Annotated in this window: 25 protein-coding genes and 2 pseudogenes; 14 read left to right on the top strand and 13 right to left on the bottom strand. The window is 72.1% G+C overall.

Annotated features, from left to right (window positions below; translation table 11 throughout):
- Nucleotides 1-78: 78 nt before the first annotated feature.
- Nucleotides 79-204 (bottom strand): annotated as a pseudogene (locus ACQY0Z_RS30380) (TetR/AcrR family transcriptional regulator); the annotation flags it as partial.
- Nucleotides 205-206: 2 nt separating this feature from the next.
- Between ACQY0Z_RS30380 and ACQY0Z_RS30375 the strand changes: the two are divergent.
- From ACQY0Z_RS30375 to ACQY0Z_RS30365, 3 genes and pseudogenes are all read left to right on the top strand, one after another.
- Nucleotides 207-531: pseudogene (locus ACQY0Z_RS30375) on the top strand (hydrolase); the annotation flags it as partial.
- A gap of 144 nt (nucleotides 532-675) precedes the next feature.
- Complete coding sequence (locus tag ACQY0Z_RS30370; protein WP_189900864.1) at nucleotides 676-1,512, top strand: endonuclease/exonuclease/phosphatase family protein; 837 nt, start codon at nucleotides 676-678, stop codon at nucleotides 1,510-1,512.
- A gap of 74 nt (nucleotides 1,513-1,586) precedes the next feature.
- On the top strand, nucleotides 1,587-1,871 hold the full coding sequence (locus tag ACQY0Z_RS30365) for a GlsB/YeaQ/YmgE family stress response membrane protein (protein ID WP_019523637.1): 285 nt from the start codon (nucleotides 1,587-1,589) through the stop codon (nucleotides 1,869-1,871).
- Between the two features lie 90 nt (nucleotides 1,872-1,961).
- On the opposite strand, the gene ACQY0Z_RS30360 is transcribed toward ACQY0Z_RS30365, so the two are convergent.
- Nucleotides 1,962-2,807, bottom strand: a complete 846-nt coding sequence (locus tag ACQY0Z_RS30360) for an alpha/beta fold hydrolase (RefSeq protein WP_381728750.1) — start codon at nucleotides 2,805-2,807, stop codon at nucleotides 1,962-1,964.
- Between the two features lie 95 nt (nucleotides 2,808-2,902).
- Here ACQY0Z_RS30360 and ACQY0Z_RS30355 point away from each other — a divergent pair, with 95 nt between their 5' ends.
- Complete coding sequence (locus tag ACQY0Z_RS30355; protein WP_189900747.1) at nucleotides 2,903-3,514, top strand: TetR/AcrR family transcriptional regulator; 612 nt, start codon at nucleotides 2,903-2,905, stop codon at nucleotides 3,512-3,514.
- 56 nt (nucleotides 3,515-3,570) lie between these two features.
- On the opposite strand, the gene ACQY0Z_RS30350 is transcribed toward ACQY0Z_RS30355, so the two are convergent.
- Nucleotides 3,571-4,146, bottom strand: coding sequence for a transcriptional regulator (locus ACQY0Z_RS30350; protein WP_189900746.1), 576 nt, complete (start codon nucleotides 4,144-4,146; stop codon nucleotides 3,571-3,573).
- A 109-nt stretch (nucleotides 4,147-4,255) separates the two neighbouring features.
- On the opposite strand from ACQY0Z_RS30350, the gene ACQY0Z_RS30345 reads away from it, so the two are divergent.
- Nucleotides 4,256-5,152, top strand: a complete 897-nt coding sequence (locus ACQY0Z_RS30345; protein WP_189900745.1) for an NAD-dependent protein deacetylase — start codon at nucleotides 4,256-4,258, stop codon at nucleotides 5,150-5,152.
- Between the two features lie 18 nt (nucleotides 5,153-5,170).
- Here the strand turns inward: ACQY0Z_RS30345 and ACQY0Z_RS30340 are convergent, their stop codons facing one another.
- The 4 genes from ACQY0Z_RS30340 to ACQY0Z_RS30325 form a co-directional block, all read right to left on the bottom strand.
- Complete coding sequence (locus ACQY0Z_RS30340) at nucleotides 5,171-5,659, bottom strand: VOC family protein (RefSeq protein ID WP_347224707.1); 489 nt, start codon at nucleotides 5,657-5,659, stop codon at nucleotides 5,171-5,173.
- 214 nt (nucleotides 5,660-5,873) lie between these two features.
- Complete coding sequence (locus ACQY0Z_RS30335; RefSeq protein WP_254588022.1) at nucleotides 5,874-6,236, bottom strand: SDR family NAD(P)-dependent oxidoreductase; 363 nt, start codon at nucleotides 6,234-6,236, stop codon at nucleotides 5,874-5,876.
- A complete protein-coding gene (locus ACQY0Z_RS30330; RefSeq protein ID WP_439813132.1) occupies nucleotides 6,233-6,712 on the bottom strand; it encodes a VOC family protein in 480 nt (159 codons plus the stop codon). Before ACQY0Z_RS30330 ends, ACQY0Z_RS30335 begins: the two co-directional genes overlap by 4 nt.
- Before the next feature lie 128 nt (nucleotides 6,713-6,840).
- Nucleotides 6,841-7,218, bottom strand: coding sequence for a winged helix-turn-helix transcriptional regulator (locus ACQY0Z_RS30325; protein ID WP_254588020.1), 378 nt, complete (start codon nucleotides 7,216-7,218; stop codon nucleotides 6,841-6,843).
- Between the two features lie 78 nt (nucleotides 7,219-7,296).
- Here ACQY0Z_RS30325 and ACQY0Z_RS30320 point away from each other — a divergent pair, with 78 nt between their 5' ends.
- The 6 genes from ACQY0Z_RS30320 (at nucleotide 7,297) to ACQY0Z_RS30295 (ending at nucleotide 10,291) form a co-directional block, all read left to right on the top strand.
- Entirely contained in the window at nucleotides 7,297-7,707 is a 411-nt protein-coding gene (locus ACQY0Z_RS30320) for a Rid family hydrolase (protein WP_189900742.1), read from the top strand.
- 146 nt (nucleotides 7,708-7,853) lie between these two features.
- Nucleotides 7,854-8,228, top strand: coding sequence for a sortase-dependent protein (locus ACQY0Z_RS30315; protein ID WP_381729579.1), 375 nt, complete (start codon nucleotides 7,854-7,856; stop codon nucleotides 8,226-8,228).
- On the top strand, nucleotides 8,225-8,863 hold the full coding sequence (locus ACQY0Z_RS30310) for a class F sortase (protein ID WP_347224709.1): 639 nt from the start codon (nucleotides 8,225-8,227) through the stop codon (nucleotides 8,861-8,863). The genes ACQY0Z_RS30315 and ACQY0Z_RS30310 overlap by 4 nt, the downstream gene beginning before the upstream one ends.
- 118 nt (nucleotides 8,864-8,981) lie before the next feature.
- Nucleotides 8,982-9,473, top strand: a complete 492-nt coding sequence (locus ACQY0Z_RS30305; protein WP_189900739.1) for an RNA polymerase sigma factor — start codon at nucleotides 8,982-8,984, stop codon at nucleotides 9,471-9,473.
- Nucleotides 9,457-9,912: a hypothetical protein gene (locus tag ACQY0Z_RS30300; protein WP_189900738.1), complete on the top strand. Its 456-nt coding sequence runs from the start codon at nucleotides 9,457-9,459 to the stop codon at nucleotides 9,910-9,912. Before ACQY0Z_RS30305 ends, ACQY0Z_RS30300 begins: the two co-directional genes overlap by 17 nt.
- A 79-nt stretch (nucleotides 9,913-9,991) precedes the next feature.
- Nucleotides 9,992-10,291, top strand: a complete 300-nt coding sequence (locus ACQY0Z_RS30295) for an Atu4866 domain-containing protein (protein ID WP_189900737.1) — start codon at nucleotides 9,992-9,994, stop codon at nucleotides 10,289-10,291.
- A 39-nt stretch (nucleotides 10,292-10,330) separates the two neighbouring features.
- On the opposite strand, the gene ACQY0Z_RS30290 is transcribed toward ACQY0Z_RS30295, so the two are convergent.
- A complete protein-coding gene (locus ACQY0Z_RS30290) occupies nucleotides 10,331-11,203 on the bottom strand; it encodes an MmyB family transcriptional regulator (protein WP_189900736.1) in 873 nt (290 codons plus the stop codon).
- Between the two features lie 121 nt (nucleotides 11,204-11,324).
- On the opposite strand from ACQY0Z_RS30290, the gene ACQY0Z_RS30285 reads away from it, so the two are divergent.
- Nucleotides 11,325-11,858, top strand: a complete 534-nt coding sequence (locus ACQY0Z_RS30285) for a GNAT family N-acetyltransferase (RefSeq protein WP_439813131.1) — start codon at nucleotides 11,325-11,327, stop codon at nucleotides 11,856-11,858.
- Between the two features lie 19 nt (nucleotides 11,859-11,877).
- Here ACQY0Z_RS30285 and ACQY0Z_RS30280 read toward each other — a convergent pair whose 3' ends face one another.
- Complete coding sequence (locus ACQY0Z_RS30280) at nucleotides 11,878-12,516, bottom strand: hypothetical protein (RefSeq protein WP_439813130.1); 639 nt, start codon at nucleotides 12,514-12,516, stop codon at nucleotides 11,878-11,880.
- 117 nt (nucleotides 12,517-12,633) lie between these two features.
- Here ACQY0Z_RS30280 and ACQY0Z_RS30275 point away from each other — a divergent pair, with 117 nt between their 5' ends.
- Together ACQY0Z_RS30275 and ACQY0Z_RS30270 are read left to right on the top strand one after the other, a co-directional pair.
- On the top strand, nucleotides 12,634-13,374 hold the full coding sequence (locus ACQY0Z_RS30275) for a class I SAM-dependent DNA methyltransferase (protein WP_254588700.1): 741 nt from the start codon (nucleotides 12,634-12,636) through the stop codon (nucleotides 13,372-13,374).
- Nucleotides 13,375-13,413: 39 nt separating this feature from the next.
- The gene (locus ACQY0Z_RS30270) at nucleotides 13,414-14,058 is read left to right on the top strand and encodes a maleylpyruvate isomerase family mycothiol-dependent enzyme (protein ID WP_439813129.1); all 645 of its coding nucleotides are present in this window, start codon (nucleotides 13,414-13,416) and stop codon (nucleotides 14,056-14,058) included.
- Between the two features lie 61 nt (nucleotides 14,059-14,119).
- Here the strand turns inward: ACQY0Z_RS30270 and ACQY0Z_RS30265 are convergent, their stop codons facing one another.
- The 4 genes from ACQY0Z_RS30265 to ACQY0Z_RS30250 all read right to left on the bottom strand — a co-directional run bounded on the left by ACQY0Z_RS30265 (nucleotide 14,120) and on the right by ACQY0Z_RS30250 (nucleotide 18,978).
- Entirely contained in the window at nucleotides 14,120-15,559 is a 1,440-nt protein-coding gene (locus tag ACQY0Z_RS30265; RefSeq protein WP_347224712.1) for a GH1 family beta-glucosidase, read from the bottom strand.
- An 89-nt stretch (nucleotides 15,560-15,648) separates the two neighbouring features.
- Entirely contained in the window at nucleotides 15,649-16,575 is a 927-nt protein-coding gene (locus tag ACQY0Z_RS30260) for a carbohydrate ABC transporter permease (protein WP_347224713.1), read from the bottom strand.
- 12 nt (nucleotides 16,576-16,587) lie between these two features.
- Entirely contained in the window at nucleotides 16,588-17,583 is a 996-nt protein-coding gene (locus ACQY0Z_RS30255) for a carbohydrate ABC transporter permease (RefSeq protein ID WP_189900723.1), read from the bottom strand.
- A gap of 87 nt (nucleotides 17,584-17,670) precedes the next feature.
- Nucleotides 17,671-18,978: an ABC transporter substrate-binding protein gene (locus ACQY0Z_RS30250; RefSeq protein WP_439813128.1), complete on the bottom strand. Its 1,308-nt coding sequence runs from the start codon at nucleotides 18,976-18,978 to the stop codon at nucleotides 17,671-17,673.
- Nucleotides 18,979-19,265 lie beyond the last annotated feature (287 nt).

Below are 19,265 nucleotides of genomic sequence, written 5' to 3'. Positions count from 1 at the left end.
ACCGGCATCTTGGCGGCAAGACCTCCGTCGGTCCGTGTGGCGTCGCTTTCCGGCGCGCCCGGCCGCCGGCGGGCGGCGGGCGGCGAGGATGTCCTCGAAGGCGGCGCGGCGGTCCTCGCTCAGGGGGCGGACGTCGCGGGCGAAGTGCGCCAGGGCCGGGAAGCGCTCCGGGTTGGCGCCGAGGACCGCGGCTCGGAACTGTTCCGCTCGCCGGGGTGATCGTCGCGCCGTCCTCGCCGGCCGAGATGCGGCGCACCGTGCCGGTGGTCCTCAGGAGGGCAGGACGATCGACTACGGTCTCGGTCTGCATCCGCCGGAGCCCTTGGGCCCGGGCCAGGAGCCCTGCTGGGGCCATGGCGGCACGGTGTGGGCGGCGGGACGCCGGCGATGGCGCGCGCCGACGGCGGCCGGCGGTGGTGCGTCGCCGTCAACCTCCGGCGCCGGAACGAGCTCGACGCCTCCGGCCGTCCGAAGCCGCACGCCGTCGACGCGGCGCTGGCGGCCTTCCACCGCCCGGCCGCGAACGGCTGACCGCGCCGGGGGCGTGTCCAGGGTCCGTCAACTCCCGCCCGGCAGGCGGGCGGGAGGCCCTCACGCGCTGTTGACACCCCCGTCGCCTACGCTCGGTGCAGAAGGCACCGATACTCGGTGCGGCTGCAGCTCGAGGAGGCGGGGGTGCTCGGTAGAGGGGTGTGGCTGATCGCGGGGGCCGTCGTCGTGACCTGCATGATGCTGCTCGGCCCCAGCACGCCCGCCGGCGCCCCGTTCGCCCGGACGGTGCCGGTGGACGCCTCGAAGGACGTGGTGCCCAACCGCGTCATGACGTGGAACCTGTGCAACCCGTGCGACGCGAGCAACGTCGACCGGGCGGCGGAGATCGCCGCGTACGCGCCGCAGGTCGTCGGTCTCCAGGAGGCGTGCGTACGGGACGTCGAGCGGATCCGGGACCACCTCGCCAACCTGCACGGGCTGGACTACCACGTCGAGTACGGCCCCGTGCTGCGCAGTTGGAGCCGCTGCGGGGGCGCCCCGTGGAAGCCGGGAGGGTACGGGCAGGCGCTGCTGTCGGCGGCGCCGATGACCGACGTCGTCACGGCGGAGTATCCGGACGGCGGCTCGGAGGACCGCGGGTACATCGCCGTCACGACCGAGGTCGCCGGGGAGACCGTACGGGTCTTCAACACGCATCTGGCGCAACGGCGTCAGGAGTCGGTGCGCGAGAAGCAGACGGCGGTGCTCGCGCCGCAGGTCGCCCGGTACGAGCGGGCCGTGGTGCTCGGCGACTTCAACGCCGTGCCGGACTCCCCCGAGCTGTCCCCGGTGTGGGCGCTCGCCGAGGACACGGACGCCGCGTGCCGGCCGCCGGCCGCCGGCGACTGCGAGGCGACGACGGACTGGCAGAGCAAGTTCGACTACGTGTTCCTGCGCGGGCTTTCGACGCTGGGACACGAGGTGCGGCCCAGCCAGGTTTCCGATCACCATCTGCTGCACACCGACGTCACCGCGCGCTGATTCCTTTAAAAGTTCTGTTAGTAGGCGTGATTCGCGGATACACGTTCCGCGAACCGACGTCAAAGGAGTCAGTGATGGGCATTATCGCTTGGATTTTCATCGGTCTGATCGCCGGCGCGATCGCCAAGGCGCTCATGCCGGGCAAGGACCCGGGCGGCATCATCATCACCATGCTCATCGGCATCGCGGGCGGTCTGCTCGGCGGTTTCCTGGGCAAGGTGATATTCGGGGTGGACTCGATCGACGGCTTCTTCGACCTGTCGACGTGGATCGCCGCCATCATCGGCTCCGTCATTCTCCTCGCGCTGTACCGGGTTTTCACCGGCCGCAGCCACCGAGGCGGTCACGCCCACGCCTGACGGCGTATTCAGTGGTGTGAGGTGACACCCCGCAGGCACCGGTCTGCCACGCGGAAGGCCCCCGTCCGACGACGGGGGCCTTCCGCGTGTTCACGCATCGCGATGTGCTTCGGCGAGGAAGTCGCGTATCTCGTGGACGACGCGATCGGGTGCGTCCTCCATGAGGAAGTGGCCGGCGTCGGGTACGACGACGAGTTCGGCGCCGGGGATGTCGTCGCGCAGGCGCTCGGCGTAGTGGACAGGCTGCCACTGGTCCTCCGCTCCCCACAGGATGCGCACCGGCATGGTGAGCTGTCCGAGCCGGCCGGCGATCTCCTGGGTGTAGCGGGCGTCGTAATGGCGCACCTGGTGCTCGAAGAAGGAGGTACGGCCGAGCCGTGACGCGTGGGGCGCGAGGTACGCGCGCAGGACGTCGCCCGTCATCCGTGTCGTGTCGGCGACCGTCATGGCGAGCTGACGGGTCAGCAGGGCGTCGAACTCCTCCTGTGGCATCGCCGCGTGCGAGTCCAGTTCCTCGTCGATGATCCGCCTCCAGGTGGGCGACGGCCATGAGTCGTAGCTCACCGCGTCCATGATCATCAGGCGTCGCACCCGGCCGGGGTGGGCGAGGGCGAAGCGCAGGGCGACGGCGCCGCCGATGTCGTGCGCCACCAGGCTCACCCGGTCGGCCCCCAGGGCGTCGAGGAGGTGCCCGAGCAGGTCGGTCTGGCCGGCGACCGAGGTGTCCCGGTGGGCGGGGCGTTCGGAGAGGCCGTAGCCCAGCAGGTCGTACGCGATGACGCGATGGCCGTCGTCCTCGACGCGGGGGACGACGTCGCGCCACTCGTAGGAGTGAGAGGGCGTGCCGTGGAGGAAGACGACCGGCTCGCCGTTTCCGCGGTCGCGGTAGGCCACACGTACTCCGTCGACGACGAGGTGGTCGGTCAGGAACGGCATGGTGCCTCCTTGGGGGCCGGGGGCGGCTGGACGTCGGCGGGGAGCGCTGGCGTCCCTTAGAATAGGTAGACCAGTCTACCCAGTAAAGGGGCATCATGTCGGGAGAGCGCGAGTGGGCGGGGACGGTCGGGCCGGGAAGGAGACGGCCTGCGCGGGAGCGCATCCTGCGGGCCGCGGCGCGGCGCTTCTACCAGGAGGGCGTGACAGCCACCGGTATCGACACCATCACCGCCGAGGCCGGCGTGGCCAAGATGAGCCTCTACAACAACTTCTCCTCCAAGGCCGATCTCGTCCGCGCCTATCTGGACGACCGGCACGAGGACTGGCTGGTGCGGTACCGGGAGCGCGTGGGACCGGAACCGGACCCGCGCGACGGTGTGCTGGGCGTCTTCGACACCTACATCGACGGCGCGGACGCCCCTCCCACGGGCGGCTTCCGAGGGTGCGGGCTGCTGAACGCCGCCGCGGAGATGCCCGCCGGGCACGAGGGGCGGGCGCAGGTCCGCCGGCAGAAGGAAGAGGTCGAGCGGATGATCGCGGAGCATGTCGAGGCACTGCTGCCCGGCCGTCCGGAGGCCGCCCAGGCCACGGCGCGGCAGATCGCCTTCCTGCTGGAGGGTGCGATGGTGCGGGCGGGCCTGGAGGGCGGCAGCCGCTGCCTGCGGGACGCGCGGGCCATGACGGAGCGGCTGCTGGACCAGGGGTGAGCGTCCCTGCTGAGCTGATCTTCGGCGCCGCGCGGCTCGTTCGGGGCGCGTGGCTGTCAGGCGGCGAAGCCCACGTTGCTGACGTACTCGTACTGGCCCCACTCCGAGCCGAGGTCGACGACCGCGTCGCTGATCCACGCCTCGTCGAGGGCGGCGTCGTCCTGGGCCGCCCAGGCCTCGACGATGCGGTCCCAGTGGCGGACGTTCAGCGTGCGGTAGGTGATCACGCGCTGGCGGGGGCGGTCGACCTGGGACTGGTTGAGCGGGTGGAACTCGACCCGGGTGCCGCGGCCCTCGCGGTTGAGGCGGGCGAGCAGGTAGCGGGCGACGTTGTGGCGGCGGACGGTGCGGTACGCCGTCTCGACGCGTTCCAGGTTGCGGCGGTTCGGGGTGCGCATGCCGTCGAGCCACGCCTTGAGGGTGCGGTCGGTGACGGTCAGTCCCGCCTCCCGGGCCGCCTCGCGGGCGCGGTCGGTGCGGGTGAGGTAGTGCAGCCGGGCGAGCAGTCCGCGCCGTGCGGTGATCGGGGTGGCGACGAACCCGGCGAGCGAGTCGAGGCGGCGGGCGACGGCCTCGTGGCCCTTCAGGCCCCGGGCCCCGAACTTGCCGAACTCGATGTTCCGCTCCGGCACCCTCAGCTCCTCGGCTCTCGCGCGTCGACCAGGCCCTCCGTATGCGCCCGTAGGCTACCGGATCACAAGATCGACGGAGGGTTTGCCGGGGTTCCGTACGCTGGTGGGCATGCGCGTGCGCCCCACTTTGAGATGGACCCCGACGGAGGACCTGCCGCCGGCCACCACGGATCTGGAACCCGTCGTCGACGCGCTGCGCGCCGGTGGTGTGCTGGTGCTCAGCGGGGCCGGGATCTCCACGGAGTCGGGGATTCCCGACTACCGCGGCGAGGGCGGGAGCCTGAGCCGGCACACCCCGATGACGTTCCAGGAGTTCGTGGGCGGGGCCGCCGCCCGGCGCCGGTACTGGGCGCGGAGTCATCTGGGCTGGCGGACCTTCGGGCGTGCCCTGCCCAACGCCGGTCACCGGGCGGTGGCCGCGTTCGGCCGCGACGGCCTGGTGTCGGGCGTGATCACGCAGAACGTGGACGGGCTGCACCAGGCCGCCGGCAGCGAGGGTGTGGTGGAGCTGCACGGGGGTCTGGACCGCGTGGTCTGTCTGTCGTGCGGACGGACCGGTCCGCGCCGTGAGCTCGCGGAGCGGCTGGAGGAGGCCAACCCCGGCTTCTCGCCGGTGGCCGCCGGCATCAACCCCGACGGCGACGCCGACCTCACCGACGACCAGGTGGTCGGCTTCCGTGTGGTGCCGTGCGCGGTGTGCGGCGGCGTCCTCAAGCCGGACGTGGTGTTCTTCGGGGAGACGGTGCCGCCGCAGCGGGTCGAGCTGTGCCGGCGGATGGTACGGGAGTCGGCCTCCCTGCTGGTCCTGGGGTCCTCGCTGACGGTGATGTCGGGGCTGCGGTTCGTGCGGCTGGCCGCGGAGAGCGGCAAGCCCGTGCTGATCGTCAACCGGGACCCGACCCGCGGCGACCGGCACGCGCGGGCGCGGGTGGGGCTGCCGCTGGGCGCGGCGCTCACCACCGTCGCCGGGCGGCTGGGCGTCACGGTCGAGGAGGCGGCGGCCTGAGCGGCGGGCCTGCCCCGCCTATAGGGCTGCGGCCGCCAGGCGTCGCCTGAGTTCGTCCTCGCTCACGTCCTCGAGGTGGGTCAGGAACACCCACAGATGCCCCGACGGGTCCCGGAGGATCACCGTGCGGTCCCCGTGGAACATGTCCGTCGGCGGCTGGAGGATCTCCGCGCCCTCCGCCTCCGCCCGCACGGCCAGCGCGTCGACGTCCGGCACGAAGACGTGCAGCGTGACGGACGTGCCGCCGCCGAGGAAGGCGGGCGCGGTGAAGGACCCTGCCTCCGCCTCCTTCACGCTCGCGTCGCCCAGCATCAGCGTCGACCGCCCGATGGTGATCTCGGCGTGCAGCACTCCCCCGCCCGGCGCGTCCAGCCGGAAGTCCTCCCGCGCGCCGAACGCCCGCCGGTAGAAGTCGACCGCGGCCGCCGCGTCGTCGACCATGATGTGCGGGACCACCGCGTAGCGGTAGCGCTCGGGTACGGCCGCCTCTGCCGTGCGCTCGTCCATGACAGACCTCCTCGTGGGCGCTGCGGCCTGCTGCCGCGGCTCTCGAGGACGAACGTAGGAACTCAACTTCGGTTGAGGTCAACTCGTACGGCATCCGTTCGCACCTGGGCGGAGCACCCGGCCAAGGCTGCCTGACGGTCCGCTCCCCTTCCGTCGGCTGGTGCCGGGGCGGCCCGGATGTCGCGGCCGCGCAGTTCCTTGGCGTACTGCACGGTCAGCGAGTTGAGTGCGGTCTCGGACGGCACGTACGCGGCCCTCGGGGGCGGGTGGTGAAGTGGTCCACGGGATCGCTCTGGGCGGCGAGCCCGCCGGAGATGCCGGCGTTGTTGACCAGGATGTCCAGCCGGCCGAAGCGCTCCTCGATCCAGCGGGCGGCGGACAGGACGCTCGCGCGGTCGGTGACGTCCAGGGGGACCGGGGATACGCGCGGGCCCAGGTCGGCCGCGGCTGCCGCACCGCGGTGCGGGACGCGCGAGGCCGGCAGGACGTTCGTGCCGAGCGAGGAAAGCCGGGCCGCGACCTCGCGCCCGAGGCCCTTGTCGGCACCGGTGACCAGGGCAGTCGTCGTTTCTGTCATGCGTTCGGCCCCCCACGGGGCCGGCCGGGAGTTCCGACACCGATCTGTTCCGCCAGGGCCACGATGATGCCCGAGGGGCCGCGCAGGTCGCAGAGGCGGTGGACGTTCTCGTACTCGACGACCTCGCCGATGAGTTCGGCGCCGTGGCGGCGCAGGCGGGCGAGCGTGTCGTCCAGGTCGTCCACGGCGAACATGACGCGGTGCAGGCCCAGGGTGTGGGGCGGCGGGTCCGGGGGTCCCACGGTGACCGCCGCGGGAGTGTGGAACTGGGTCAGCTCCAGCTTCCCGTGGCCGTCGGGGGTGTGCAGCATGGCGACGCTCGTGTGGACGCCGTCGAGGCCGAGCATGCCGTCCGGGACGCTTCCCTCGATCTCCGCCCGGCCCTCCACCTCCATGCCGAGTTCGGTGAAGAAGACGACGGCGGCCTCCAGGTCGTCGACGTTGACGGCCACGTTGTCCATCCGCTGGATCGCCACATATCGCTCCTCACGCGTCGCGCGGTGCGTTCCGGGCCCTTGGTACACCCGGGGCGTGGCCCGTGTCCCGCTTCCACGTTTCGCGCGGAGGGCGCGTGTCGCGGCCGCGGTCTCGGCAGGGGGCGGGCTCAGTCGAGGTCGTCGAAGGCGCGGCGGGCCTGTTCGATCTCGGGCATGTGGACCGTGGCCCACTCCAGGAGCACGTCGACCGGGCGTCGCATGGTCTTGCCGAGCGGCGTGATGCGGTACTCCACGGCCACGGGGCGGGAGCTGACGACCTCCCGCTCGACGATGCCGTTGCGTTCGAGCCTGCGCAGGGTCGCGGTGAGGGACTTCTGGGTCACCGCGGGGACGGCGCGGCGCAGGTCGTTGAAGCGGCAGGGGCGCTCGCAGAGTTCGTTGAGGACGCTGAGCGACCACTTGTCCAGCACCTGGTCGAGCAGCTCCCGGTGCGCGTTCTCGATCCGCAGCTCGCCGCCCGCGCGGCCGTCGTCGGTTTCCGGCACGATACCTGGTCTCCTTGAAGTGTCCTTCGGCCACCAAGTATCAACGGTATACCTACTGCTTCGACACGAGGAGACCCCGTGACCGTCCGCCGTTTCACGCCCGAAGGCATGCTGCAGCCCGCCCCCTACGAGCACGTCGCCGTGGGCACGGGCACCCGTCACGTGCACGTCAGCGGGCAGGTCGCCCGCGCCGCCGACGGCACTCCGCTCGCGCCGGGGGACCTCGCCGGGCAGGTCGCCCACGCGCTGCGGGGCGCGGCGCGCGGCCTGCGCGGCGCCGGCGCCTCCTTCGACGACGTCCTGCGCCTCACCTTCTACGTCACCGACTGGGCGCCCGAGAAGATCGGCCCGTTCATGGCCGGGGTCGAGGAGGTCGCCGAGGAGATCGGACTGCCGCTGCCGCTCCCGCCGTCCTCCCTCATCGGCGTCGGCCACCTCTTCGAGCCGGACGTGCTGGTCGAGGTGGAGGCGACGGCGATCCTCGACTGAGCCCCACAACTGGGCCGCGTGACAGCGCCGTTGGCGGCTTTACCTTCTCTTTGCAACCTGGGTCCCCGCTCCCCCGTCTCTCCGCACGATCCATCCCCCAGCCCGCCGGGCGACCGTGCGGGCGGACCCAGGAAAGAGAGCGTCCCATGCTCCGAAACGTCCTGAGCGCGGCGGCACTCGCGTGCACCGCCGTACTGGCCACCGCGATGCCGGCGTTCGCCGACGACCCCTCCCCCGTCCCCGACACGACGGCGGCGCCCACCGACTCCGGCGAGCAGGCGGCCGAGACCGGCCCGAGCCCGGTCCCGTCCGACCGCGGCGCCACCGAGGCGACTCCGGCTCCGGCGGAGGAGGGCGACGGGGTCTCCGTGGTGCCGCGCGGCGCCCCGGACACCGGTGACGCGCCGGCCGCCGGGCAGTCCGGCGGCGACGGTCTGCTGATCGGCGGGGGCGCCGCAGCGGTGCTCGCCGCGGGCGGTGCGGCCGTCTTCGTCGTGCGCCGGCGGGCGTCCGGGGCATGACCCCGTTCTCCAGGCGCGCCGTCGTCGCCGTGGCCGTGGCCTGCCTGGTCGCGGGCTGCGGCGGCGGTGGCAGTGGCGGTGGCGGTTCCGTCGGCGACGGGCCGGCCGCGACGGGAGCACCGGGGACCGGCGCGTCCGCCGCGGCGGGGTCGTCCGTCTCCGGGCCGCGCCCCCTGGCGCGTTCCGTCCCGGTCGGTCTGGAGATCCCCGCCCTCGGGGTCGACACCCCGGTCGTACGGCTGGGGCTGGCCCCGGACCGCACGGTGGAGGTCCCTCCGATCACCGCGGACGACCCGGCCGGCTGGTACCGGTACTCCCCCACCCCCGGCCGGCCGGGTCCCTCGGTGATCCTCGGCCATGTCACCGTCGGCCCCTACGGCGACGGAGTCTTCCGTCAACTGGCGCGGCTGCGGCGGGACGACGGGATCACGGTGCGTCTGGAGAACGGCACGGCGGCGGAGTTCGCCGTCACCTCGGTCCGCACGGTCGCCAAGGCCGACTTCCCGACGGAGGACGTCTACGGCGACACCGTACGGCCGGAGCTGCGGCTCATCACGTGCGGCGGGCCGCTGGAGGACGGCGAGTACCGCGACAACGTGATCGTCTTCGCGGCGCTCCGCGCCACCGCCCCCTGACCCGGCGTACGCCCGGCGTCCGTGTGCCGGACCGTCACACCGGCAATCCGGCACACGGACCTCCCCACTTCCCCCGCGCGGTGTCCCGTCACCGGGTCCGCCCCGACCATGGAGAGCATTGAAACGGTCCCGCGAGCAGGCAGCGTCCGAGCTCTTCGCCGCCCTCTACCCGCGCCTCGCCGGCTGGTGCCGCCGTCTGGTCGACGACGACGAGACGGCCCACGAGATCGCCTCCGAGGCGTTCACCCGGCTGTGGTCACGCTGGACGTCCGTGACGGAACCACGGGCCTTCCTGTACGTCACCGCGGCCAACCTGGTGCGCGACCACTGGCGCAGACTCGACCGCGAACGGAAGACCGTGCGCCGGGTCGGCACCGAGGCGGCCGTACGCCCGCACACGGAACCCTCCGACCCGTCGGTGCGGATGCTGGTGCAGGCGCTGCCGGAGCGGCTGCGGGTGCCGATCCTGCTGCACTACTACGCTGACCTGCCGGTCCGGGAGGTGTCCGCGGTGACCGGACGCAAGGAGGGAACCATCAAGGCCGATCTTCACGCGGCCAGGGAGCTGCTCCGTGCCCACCTGAGGAGAAACCTTGATCACTCACGCTGACGAGGGGCCCGAGTTCGAGCCGGACGACCCGCTCGCGGAGCTTCTGCGGCCCACGTCCGACCATCTCGGCCCGCCGCCGGGCCGGTTCGAGACGATCCGCCGACGTGCGGCCCGGCGACGGCTGGTGCGTACGACGGTCGGCGCCGGGCTCACGTGCGCGGTGGCCCTGCTCGTCGCGCTGCCGCTGCAGAACGCGACGACGACCTCCGACCGGCCGGTGTCCCCCACGGTCCCGCTGGCGCCTCCGCCCCTGACCAGCTCCCCCACCCCGCCCCGCACGACGGGCCCCACGCCGGAGCCCGCCGAGACCCCGGCGGACGCCCGCCCCACCCCGGCGGCCCGCGAGTCGGCCGTCCCACGGAGCGGCGACGCCCCGACGCCCGGGCCGGTGGTGCCGGAGAGGATGGCCGAGCCGACGCAGGAGTACCGGAGGCGGTGAGGGCCGGTGCGGGTGGGTGTGCCGCACCCAGGGGAACGGCGGCCTGGTCGCCGTGGGCCGCGCGGGCGACGCTGGAGCCATGACCAGCGACAACACAAGCCGCGCCCCGCACCCGTACGTCGGGATGTGGGTGACCGCGGACGGACACATCCGTCAGGAACTGCTGCCGGACGGCCGGTACGACGAGGCGCGCGGCACCCGCCGGAGCGCCTACACCGGCCGGTACACCGTCACCGGCGACCACATCGACTACGTCGACGACACCGGCTTCACCGCCACGGGCGACGTGCGTGACGGCGTTCTGTACCACGAGCACCTGGTGCTGTACCGCGAGGGCGACGAACGCATCCGGGCGGACGGGCGCCGGTCCCGGGACTGACGCGGCGCGGCCCGTGCGGACCCGCTCCCGCGCGGTCGGTCAGCTCGTCCTGTCCGGCGCGGGGGCGGGTTCGGCGTTGAGGGAGCCGAGGAGAGCGAGGGCGTCGGCGGAGGGTGTGCCGGGCTCGGCCTGGTAGACGACGAGCTGCTGGGTGGGTGCGCTGTTGACGGTGAACGACTCGTAGTGCAGCTCCAGGTCGCCGACTTCGGCGTGGTGGAGCAGCTTGGGCTCATGGGTCTTGCCCCGTACGTCGTGGCGCGCCCACAGGGTGCGGAAGTCGGCGCTCTTGACGGACAGCTCGCCCACGAGGCGGCCCAGGCCCGGGTGGTCGGGGTCGAGGCCGGCGGCGTGCCGCAGTGCCGCGACGGCCGACTCGGCGGCCCGGTCCCAGTCACGGTGGAAGCCGCGGGCCCACGGGTCCAGGTACGTCATGCGCAGCAGGTTGTCGGAGTGGGTGAACCCGGCGAAGAGCGCCTCCGCGAGCCGGTTGCGGGCCAGGACGTCCAGGGCGGTGCCGAGGACGAAGGCGGGGGTGTCGTTCCACCCGTCGAGCAGTCGTCGCAGGTGGGGTGCGACGCGTTCGGTGCGCTGTGCGGGCCGCCGGGTGCGGCGGGCGGCCGCGTCGGCGAGGCGGTGGAGGTGGGCCACCGCATCGGCGTCGAGCCGCAGGACCCGTGCGACGGCGTCGAGCATCTGCGGCGACGGATGGCGTTCACGGCCCTGCTCCAGACGCGTGTAGTAGTCGGTGCTCACCCCGGCGAGCATGGCGACCTCCTCACGCCGCAGCCCGGGCACCCTTCGCCGCCCCGAGGAGGGAAGGCCCAGATCCTCGGGGCGCAGCCGGGCACGCCGTGCTCGGAGGAAACCGCCCAGGGCGTTCTCGGCGGCGGGGTGATCGTCGTACGGGCTCATGCTTCGAGGCTACGGCGGGGGCGGGCGGCGTGGTGACGACGAAGGGGGGTGCGTCGCACCCGGTGTCGCGTGCCCGGTCCGCCCCTTGTAAGCGGCCGAGCACCCTGCTTGGCTGGCCCGCATGACCGATCTTGGCCCCGTCCCCTGGCCGCCCGCACCGATCCGGACCGAGCGGCTGATGCTGCGTGCTGCGGAGGCGCGGGACCGTGCGGGGTTCGTCGAGCTGTACGCGTCGCAGGAGGTGCACACGTATCTCGGCGGCGCCAAGCCGCGGGACGAGGTGGACCGCGAGATGCCGGCCCTGCCCGGGCAGTGGCCGGGGAGCTTCGTCGTCGTGCTCGACGGGGCGATGATCGGGCAGGTGCTGCTGAGGAGGGCGGCGGAGCATGCGCGCCCCGCTGCGGTGGGCAAGGTCGATCTCGGTTATCTGTTCCTGCCGCTGGCGTGGGGGCGGGGGTACGCGGCGGAGGCGTGCGGGGCGGCACTCGACTGGATCGAGGGCGTCCTCCCCGACGAGCCGGTGGTCCTGGCCACCCAGACCGCCAACACCCGCTCCCTCCGGCTGGCGACCAGGCTGGGGTTCACGGAGGTGGAGCGGTTCTGGGCGTGGGACGCGGAGCAGTGGCTGGGCCTCCGGCCGGCGGCTTCCGCGTGACAGCGGGCGCGTGCCCGAACTACACCCGTGCCGGACGCAGCAGGACCTCGCTGCCGAGCGGCGTGAACCCGCAGGCGAGGAAGGCGCGGAGGGAGCGGGCGTTGCCGGGGGAAACGGCGGCGAAGACGGGCTCGTCCTCCGGGACGAGGGACAGGGCGTAGGCGATGAGCGACCGTCCGTGTCCTGCGCCGCCGTCCTGGGTGTCGTGGAGTTCGATGCTCAGCTCCCGCCGTCCGGCGACGCCGTCGGCCAGGGTGATGAGGCCGCGCTCGTCACCGTAGACCTCGACGTTCGTCCGCACGTCCCTGGCGTGCGTTACGCGCGGATGGTCGTCCGCGTCGGCCAGCTCCGCCAGGCGCGGCGGGCCGCCCGTGCCGCGGGCCGCGAGAGTCACGTCGATGACGTCGATCCACCCCTTCGGCCCGGCCAGGTGGCGCAGAAAGTCCGGCGCGAGGGACGCGCCGAAGCCGTCCGGTTCCTGGGCCCGTACGGCCTTGCTGCTCAGGGCGGTGGCGACGACTGCGTGGCCGGTGAAGGCGACCGAGCACTCGAGCCCTCCGGCCAGGGGCGGCAGCACCGTCACCTTGCCGTCGACCGGCGGGAAGCGTCCGTCGGCGGCCGCGAGGAAGTACGCGAGGAGCGGGTGCGGTGCGGCCACGGTCGCCCACCTGTCTGTCGAGGAGTCCGGCAGGGGCCATTGTCGGACAGGTCTGCCACGCACCGCGCCCTTAAATGAGTCGACAGGGCCTCTCACCGCGCGGCACAGTGGCCCACCGTGACGAGTAGTGAGCTGTGGGGTCCTGAGTCCGCCGAACGCTATGACGCCGAGGAGACCGAGATGACCTCGGCCGCCGTCCTCGGGGCGACCGTCGATTTTCTCGCCGAACTGGCCGGCGACGGCCGCGCGCTGGAGTTCGCCGTCGGGACCGGGCGCGTGGGCGTGCCGCTCCGCGAGCGCGGTGTGCCGGTGACGGGCATCGAGCTGTCCGAGCACATGGCGGCCGTGCTGCGCCGCAAGGTCGACGAGGACACGCTGCCGGTGGTCATCGGGGACATGGCGACCACCGTCGTGCCGGGTGAGTTCTCCCTGGTGTACCTCGTCTACAACACGATCTCGAACCTGCTCACGCAGGACGAACAGGTCGAGTGCTTCCGCAACGCCGCGCGGCATCTGCGCCCCGGGGGCCGCTTCGTCATCGAACTGGGCGTGCCGCCCCTGCGGTTCCTGCCGCCCGGGCAGGTCGCGGTGCCGTTCGACGTGTCGGAGCGGCATCTGGGGTTCGACACCGTCGACACCGTCGAACAGCTCCTCGTCTCGCACCACTTCACCCGCGACGGCGAGGACGGCCGCTACCGCCGCGGGGCCTCCCGCCACCGCTACGCCTGGCCGGCGGAACTCGACCTCATGGCCCGTATCGCCGGGCTTCAGCTGGAGCGCCGCGTCGCGGACTGGGACGGCTCACCGTTCACTCAGGAGTCGCCCAAGCACATCTCCGTGTGGCGGAAGTCCGCCTGAACGACGACCGCCGCCCCGCCGACAGGATCCCCACCCCCCATGACGCCCCTTTCCGACCCCACGGTGTGGTCCATGATCCGTGCCGAGCGGGCCGCGCTCGCCGGCGATCTCGCGGGGCTCCGGCCCGATCGGTGGGCCACGCCCTCGCTCTGTGACGGGCTCACCGTGCGCGACGTGCTCGCGCACCTCACCGCGGGGGCGAGTCTCAACACCTTCACGTGGCTCGCGGGCGTCGTCCGCTGTCGGTTCGACTTCGACAAGCAGGTCGCCATGCGCCTGGCCCAGCAACTCGGTCCGGGGCCGGCCGACACCCTCGGCCGCTTCCGGCGCACCGTGTCGAGCACCACCAAGCCTCCCCTGCCCGCCGTCGCCATGCTCGGCGAGACCGTCGTGCACGGGGAGGACATCCGGCGGCCGCTCGGCATACGGAGGGCCTGTCCCGTCGAGACCGTGACCGCCGTCGCCGAGTACTACCGGCGCACCGACCTCGTGGTCGTCGCGAAGGGGCGGATCGGCGGGCTGAAGCTCGTCGCGGACGACGGGCCGTTCTCCACCGGGGACGGGCCGCTCGTGTCCGGGCGGACGATCGACCTCGTCATGGCGATGACCGGCCGCACGGCCTGCTGCGACGAACTCGACGGCGACGGCGTCGGGATCCTCCGCAGCCGCTCGGGCATGAGGTGACGACCGCGAGCCCGACTCCCTGTCCCCCCACGGGCAGGGAGCCGGGCTCGCGGAGTTCGGGTCAGACCGCGGGGAGGACGCCCGTGCGGGCGATCTCCGCGTACCAGCGGGCGCTGGCCTTCGGGATGCGCCTGCCGGTCGGGTAGTCGACGTACACCGCGCCGAACCGCTTGCTGTAGCCGTGCGCCCACTCGAAGTTGTCGAGCAGGGACCACAGGAAGTAGCCGCGGACGTCGGAGCCGTCGAGGATGGCGCGGTGGACGGCGGCCAGGTGGTCGCGGACGTAGGCGATGCGGGCGGGGTCGTTGACGTTGCCGTCGGGGTCGGCGTAGTCGTCGAAGGCGGCGCCGTTCTCGGTGATGACCAGCGGCAGCTTCGGGAAGTCGTGCGACAGCCGGCGCAGCAGGTCGTACAGGCCGGTGGCGTCGACGGCCCAGCCCATGGCGGTGCGCTCGCCGGGCGGCTGGTGGAAGGCGACCTTGTCGGCGGCCGGCCAGGGGCTGTGCGGGCTGTTGCCGTGGCCGTCGGAGGTGTGGGTGCCGCTGCCGTCGGTCTCGGAGACGACGGTGGGCGTGTAGTAGTTGACGCCGAGGAAGTCGAGCGGCTGGTTGATCCGCTCCAGGTCGCCGTCCCTCACGAAGGACCAGTCGGTCAGCCCCGCGGTGTCCTTGAGGAGGTCCTCCGGGTAGGCGCCCTCCAGCATCGGTCCGGTGAAGACGCGGTTGGCGAGCGCGTCGATGCGGCGGACCGCGTCCCGGTCGCCCTCGCTGTCCGTGAGGGGGCGGACGTGGTGGATGTTCAGGGTGACGGAGCACTGGGCGGCGGCCGGGAGGCGGTCGCGCAGGGCCCGGACGGCGAGTCCGTGACCGAGGTTGAGGTGGTGGGCGGCGCGCAGGGCGGCGACCGGGTCGGTGCGGCCGGGGGCGTGCACGCCGGAGCCGTAGCCGAGGAAGGCGCTGCACCAGGGCTCGTTGAGCGTGGTCCAGGTCTTCACGCGGTCGCCGAGGGCGTCCGCGGCGAGGGCGGCGTACTCGGCGAAGCGTTCGGCGGTGGCGCGCTCGGGCCAGCCGCCGGCGTCCTCCAGCTCCTGGGGCAGGTCCCAGTGGTAGAGGGTGGCGACGGGCTGGATGCCCTTCTCCAGCAGCTCGTCGGTCAGCCGCCGGTAGAAGTCCAGGCCCTTCTGGACGGCGGGGCCGCGTCCGGTGGGCTGGATGCGGGGCCAGGCGAGGGAGAACCGGTAGGCGCCCAGGCCGAGTTCGGCCATGAGGGCGACGTCCTCACGCCAGCGGTGGTAGTGGTCGGTGGCGATGTCACCGGTGTCGCCGTTGCGGACCCGGCCCGGGGTGCGGGCGTAGGTGTCCCAGATGGACGGGGTGCGTCCGTCCTCGGCGGCGGCGCCCTCGATCTGGTAGGAGGCGGTGGCCGAACCCCAGAGGAAGCCCTTGGGGAAGGTGCGGGCGGCGTCCGGGGAGGGCGCGGTCTGCTGTGCTGCGGTGACCACGTAAGTCCTTTCGGGGTGGAGGGCGCCGGCCGCGGGGGTGCGCGGGCGGGCCCGGCGGGGGTGTCGGTTCGGCGCTGTGGCGGGGGCGGTCAGCCCTTGACGGCGCCGGCCATGATGCCGCTGACGATCTGGCGGCCGAAGACGATGAACATCGCCAGCAGCGGCAGGGTGCCGAGCAGCGCGCCGGCCATGATGAGCGACTGGTCGCGGACATAACCCGCGCTGAGCTGCGTGAGCGCGACGGGGACGGTCGGATTGGACATGTCGAGCACCACGAACGGCCAGAAGAAGTCGTTCCAGGCGTGCACGAACGTGATCATGAACAGGACGGCCATGGCGGGCCGTGCGACGGGCAGCACGATGCTCCAGAAGATCCGCAGCGAGTGCGCCCCGTCGACCCGTCCGGCCTCGACGAGTTCGTCGGGCAGCGCCTCGGAGAGGTACTGCCGCATGAAGAACACGCCGACGGCGCTGACCAGCGTGGGGAAGATGACGGCGGGCAGCTGCTGCGACCAGCCGAGCTCCGACATCATCATGAACAGCGGGACGACGCCGAGCTGCGGCGGCACCATCATGGTGCCGATCACCAGCATCAGCAGGATGTTGCGGCCCTTGAAGCGCAGTTTGGCGAAGGCGAACCCGGCGAGCGTCGCGAAGAACACCGTGGACAGGGCGATCACCCCGGCCACGATCGTGCTGTTGATCATCGCCTTGCCCATGGCTGCCTCGTCCCAGGCGCGGGCGAGGTTGCCGAACAGGTTGGGGCCCGGCAGGAACGGCGGCGGGGTCTGGCTGACCCGGGTGTTGTCCGTGGAGGCGGCCACCATCGTCCAGTACAGCGGGAAGATGGACAGGATCGCCATGACGGCGAGCAGGACATAGGCGAGCGGACCCGCGTGGTGGGTGCGTCCGGCGCGTTCGCGCAGCAGGCGGCGCCCGCCGCCGCGGCGGGCCGGCTGGTCGGGTTCGGTCCGGGCCGGGGCGTCCGTCCGGGCCGGGAGGCTGTGGATGGTCATGGCGTCTCCAGGTCAGGACGTACGGGAGCGCAGGCGCTTGATCAGCCGTTGCGCCAGGAAGGCGAGGACCAGCAGCATGAACATCGCCCAGGCGACGGTCGCCGAGCGGCCCATCTGATAGTTCTTCCAGCCCTCCTCGTACAGCAGCAGGCCCAGCGTCTGGTACTGGTTGTTCGCCCCGCCGGTGACGCCGTTGGGGCCCTGGCCGAAGATCAGCGGCTCGCCGAACAGCTGGGTCGCGCCGATCGTGGAGAGCACGATGGTGAAGACGATCGTGGAGCGGATGCCGGGCACGGTGACGTGCGTGAACTGCTGCCAGCGGGAGGCGCCGTCCAGGGAGGCGGCCTCGTAGCGCTCGGCGGGGATGGCCTGCATGGCGGCCAGGTACAGCAGGGCGTTGTAGCCGGTCCAGCGCCAGATGACGATGGTGGAGATGGCCACCTGGGCGGGCCACTTGTCGGCCTCCCAGTTCACCGGGTCGATGCCGACGGTGCCCAACGCCCAGTTGATCATGCCGAAGTCACGCTCGTAGATCATGGTGAAGACGAGCGCGGCGGCGCCGACGGACGTGGCGTACGGCACGAGGGACGCGACGCGGAAGAACAGCGAGGCGCGCATGCGGTAGTTGAGCAGATGCGCCATGCCGAGGGCCATCAGCAGCTGCGGCACCGTGGAGATGACGCCGATGGTGATGGTGTTCTGCACGGCGTTCCAGAACCGCGAGTCGCCCCACAGGTCGACGTAGTTGTCGAACGCCACCCACTCCATGATGTCGAGCGTGGCCAGTTCCACGTCGTGCAGGGAGATCCACGAGGTGTAGACGAGCGGGTAGAAGCTGAACGCGGCGAAGACGACGAAGAACGGCGCGACGAACGCGTACGGCGCGCCCTTGACGTCGAGGCGGTGCAGCCAGGCGCCGCGCCGCCGTGAGGTCTCCTTGCCGTCCCGGGCGTGGGACGGGCCCGGCGGCTCCTCGCCGGCCAGGGCCTTGGTGGTGGAGGTGGCCACCGGACTTCCTTCCTGAGAGCGGATGGGGAGCCGTCCCGGGCCCGCGCCCGAAGGCGGGCGGGCCCGGGACGGCGGCTGGGACCGCGGTCAGCGGACCGCCTTCTTCACGCGTTCCGAGGTGGTCTTCCAGGCCTCGTCACGCGGCGTCCCCTGCTCGACCAGGGCGAGGCCCTGGGAGAAGGTGTCCTTGATGGTGCCGTCCTTGCGGCCGAGGACCTGCTTGTCCGGGATCTCCTGGGCCGCGGCGCCGAAGATCTCACCGAGCGGCGCGCCGCTGAAGTAGTCGTTCTTCACGGCCTTCACGGTCGGGTCCTCGAGGGCCTTCTGCGAGGACGGGATGTTGCCGAGGTCCTTGAAGATGCGGGCCTGCTGCTCGGGCGCGGTCAGCCAGGCGACGAGCTTCTGCGCCTCCTCCTTCACCGGGCTCTCCTCGATCACGCCGAGGAAGGAACCGCCCCAGTTGGCGCCCTTGGGCGCGCGGGCGACGTCCCACTTGCCCTTGTTGACGTCACCGGCCTTCTCGCTGATGTGGCTCAGCATCCAGGCCGGGCAGACCGCGGTCGCGAACGTGCCGTTGGACAGACCGGGGTCCCAGCCGGGCTGGAACTGGCGCAGCTTGGCGGTCAGGTCCTCCTCGGCGGCGTCCGACGCGAGCGCCCAGGCCTCCTTGACGGCCGGGTTGGTGTCGTAGATCAGGTCGCCCTGCTCGTCGTAGTACTGCTCGGGGTAGCCGTAGACCATGGCGTTGAACAGGCCGCTGGCCGAGTCGGTGTAGGCGACGCCGTCACCCTTGAAGTTCTTCTTGAAGGTGCGGCCGACCTCGACGTACTTCTTCCAGTCGCCCGCCCACAGCTTGCTGACCTCTTCGCGGTCGGTGGGCAGGCCGGCCTTCTCGAAGTAGTCCTTGCGGTAACAGACGGCCATGGGGCCGATGTCGGTGCCGAGGCCCAGCACCTTGCCGTCCTTGGTGGTGATCTGGGACTGCTTCCAGGGCAGGAAGTGGTCGGTGCCGGGGATGTCCGCGAAGTCGGCGAACATGTCCGGCCGGGTCTCGGTGATCTCCTTGGCGCGGCCGATCTCGATGCCCTGGATGTCCTTCAGGCCCTTGCCGGCGGCCAGCTTGGTCTGCAGCGCGGTGTAGTAGGTCTGCTCGTCACCGGCTATCTCGGCCTTGATGGTGACGCCTGGGTTGTTCTTCTCGTACTCCTCCAGCAGGCCGGTCTCCTTGATGCCCATGACGCCGAACAGGCCCATGGTGATGGTGACCTTGTCGCCGTCCTTGCTGCCACCGGTGACCGAGTCGCTGTCGCCGCTGCAGCCGACGACGAGCGAGAGCGCGCCGACGGCCGCGGCCGTCGCCACCGCCTTCCTGCGCAACGAACCGAGAGTGCCCATGGATCTCCTCCTAGCGACGGCGCTGACACATCGGAGTGACGAGTTCTGCGATGACTACAGCGGCTCTTGATCGAGATGGGAACGTGCCCAACTCTGGGTGGGCACGTTCCCACTGCCCCACGAAGACTTGTAGCAGCGACGCAATCTGTCAATAACTTGAAAGCAACTTCTGGAAGGGAAGCGGGCCTTCCGTTCGCCTTCCGGACCCTGGGGGTGCTGTGCCGTCCCCGGCGTCTGCAAGAATTGCCGCAGGTCACCTCCGCGGCAGAGAACGCCGCCGCGGCCGC

The sequence above is a fragment of the Streptomyces sp. P9-2 genome (genome assembly GCF_051903975.1).
GTDB lineage: Bacteria > Actinomycetota > Actinomycetes > Streptomycetales > Streptomycetaceae > Streptomyces > Streptomyces cellulosae.
This window is presented reverse-complemented; position numbering and strand designations above follow the sequence as displayed.

Excerpts from the sequence above, each read along its gene's own strand:
- ACQY0Z_RS30310 (WP_347224709.1), top strand. The coding sequence starts at position 8,225 with ATGACCCCGTTCTCCAGGCGCGCCGTCGTCGCCGTGGCCGTGGCCTGC.
- ACQY0Z_RS30295 (WP_189900737.1), top strand. The coding sequence starts at position 9,992 with ATGACCAGCGACAACACAAGCCGCGCCCCGCACCCGTACGTCGGGATG.
- ACQY0Z_RS30360 (WP_381728750.1), bottom strand. The coding sequence starts at position 2,807 with ATGCCGTTCCTGACCGACCACCTCGTCGTCGACGGAGTACGTGTGGCC.
- ACQY0Z_RS30290 (WP_189900736.1), bottom strand. The coding sequence starts at position 11,203 with ATGAGCCCGTACGACGATCACCCCGCCGCCGAGAACGCCCTGGGCGGT.
- ACQY0Z_RS30260 (WP_347224713.1), bottom strand. The coding sequence starts at position 16,575 with ATGACCATCCACAGCCTCCCGGCCCGGACGGACGCCCCGGCCCGGACC.
- ACQY0Z_RS30335 (WP_254588022.1), bottom strand. The coding sequence starts at position 6,236 with ATGACAGAAACGACGACTGCCCTGGTCACCGGTGCCGACAAGGGCCTC.
- ACQY0Z_RS30340 (WP_347224707.1), bottom strand. The coding sequence starts at position 5,659 with ATGGACGAGCGCACGGCAGAGGCGGCCGTACCCGAGCGCTACCGCTAC.
- ACQY0Z_RS30250 (WP_439813128.1), bottom strand. The coding sequence starts at position 18,978 with ATGGGCACTCTCGGTTCGTTGCGCAGGAAGGCGGTGGCGACGGCCGCG.
- ACQY0Z_RS30285 (WP_439813131.1), top strand. The coding sequence starts at position 11,325 with ATGACCGATCTTGGCCCCGTCCCCTGGCCGCCCGCACCGATCCGGACC.
- ACQY0Z_RS30355 (WP_189900747.1), top strand. The coding sequence starts at position 2,903 with ATGTCGGGAGAGCGCGAGTGGGCGGGGACGGTCGGGCCGGGAAGGAGA.
- ACQY0Z_RS30365 (WP_019523637.1), top strand. The coding sequence starts at position 1,587 with ATGGGCATTATCGCTTGGATTTTCATCGGTCTGATCGCCGGCGCGATC.
- ACQY0Z_RS30270 (WP_439813129.1), top strand. The coding sequence starts at position 13,414 with ATGACGCCCCTTTCCGACCCCACGGTGTGGTCCATGATCCGTGCCGAG.
- ACQY0Z_RS30345 (WP_189900745.1), top strand. The coding sequence starts at position 4,256 with ATGCGCGTGCGCCCCACTTTGAGATGGACCCCGACGGAGGACCTGCCG.
- ACQY0Z_RS30315 (WP_381729579.1), top strand. The coding sequence starts at position 7,854 with ATGCTCCGAAACGTCCTGAGCGCGGCGGCACTCGCGTGCACCGCCGTA.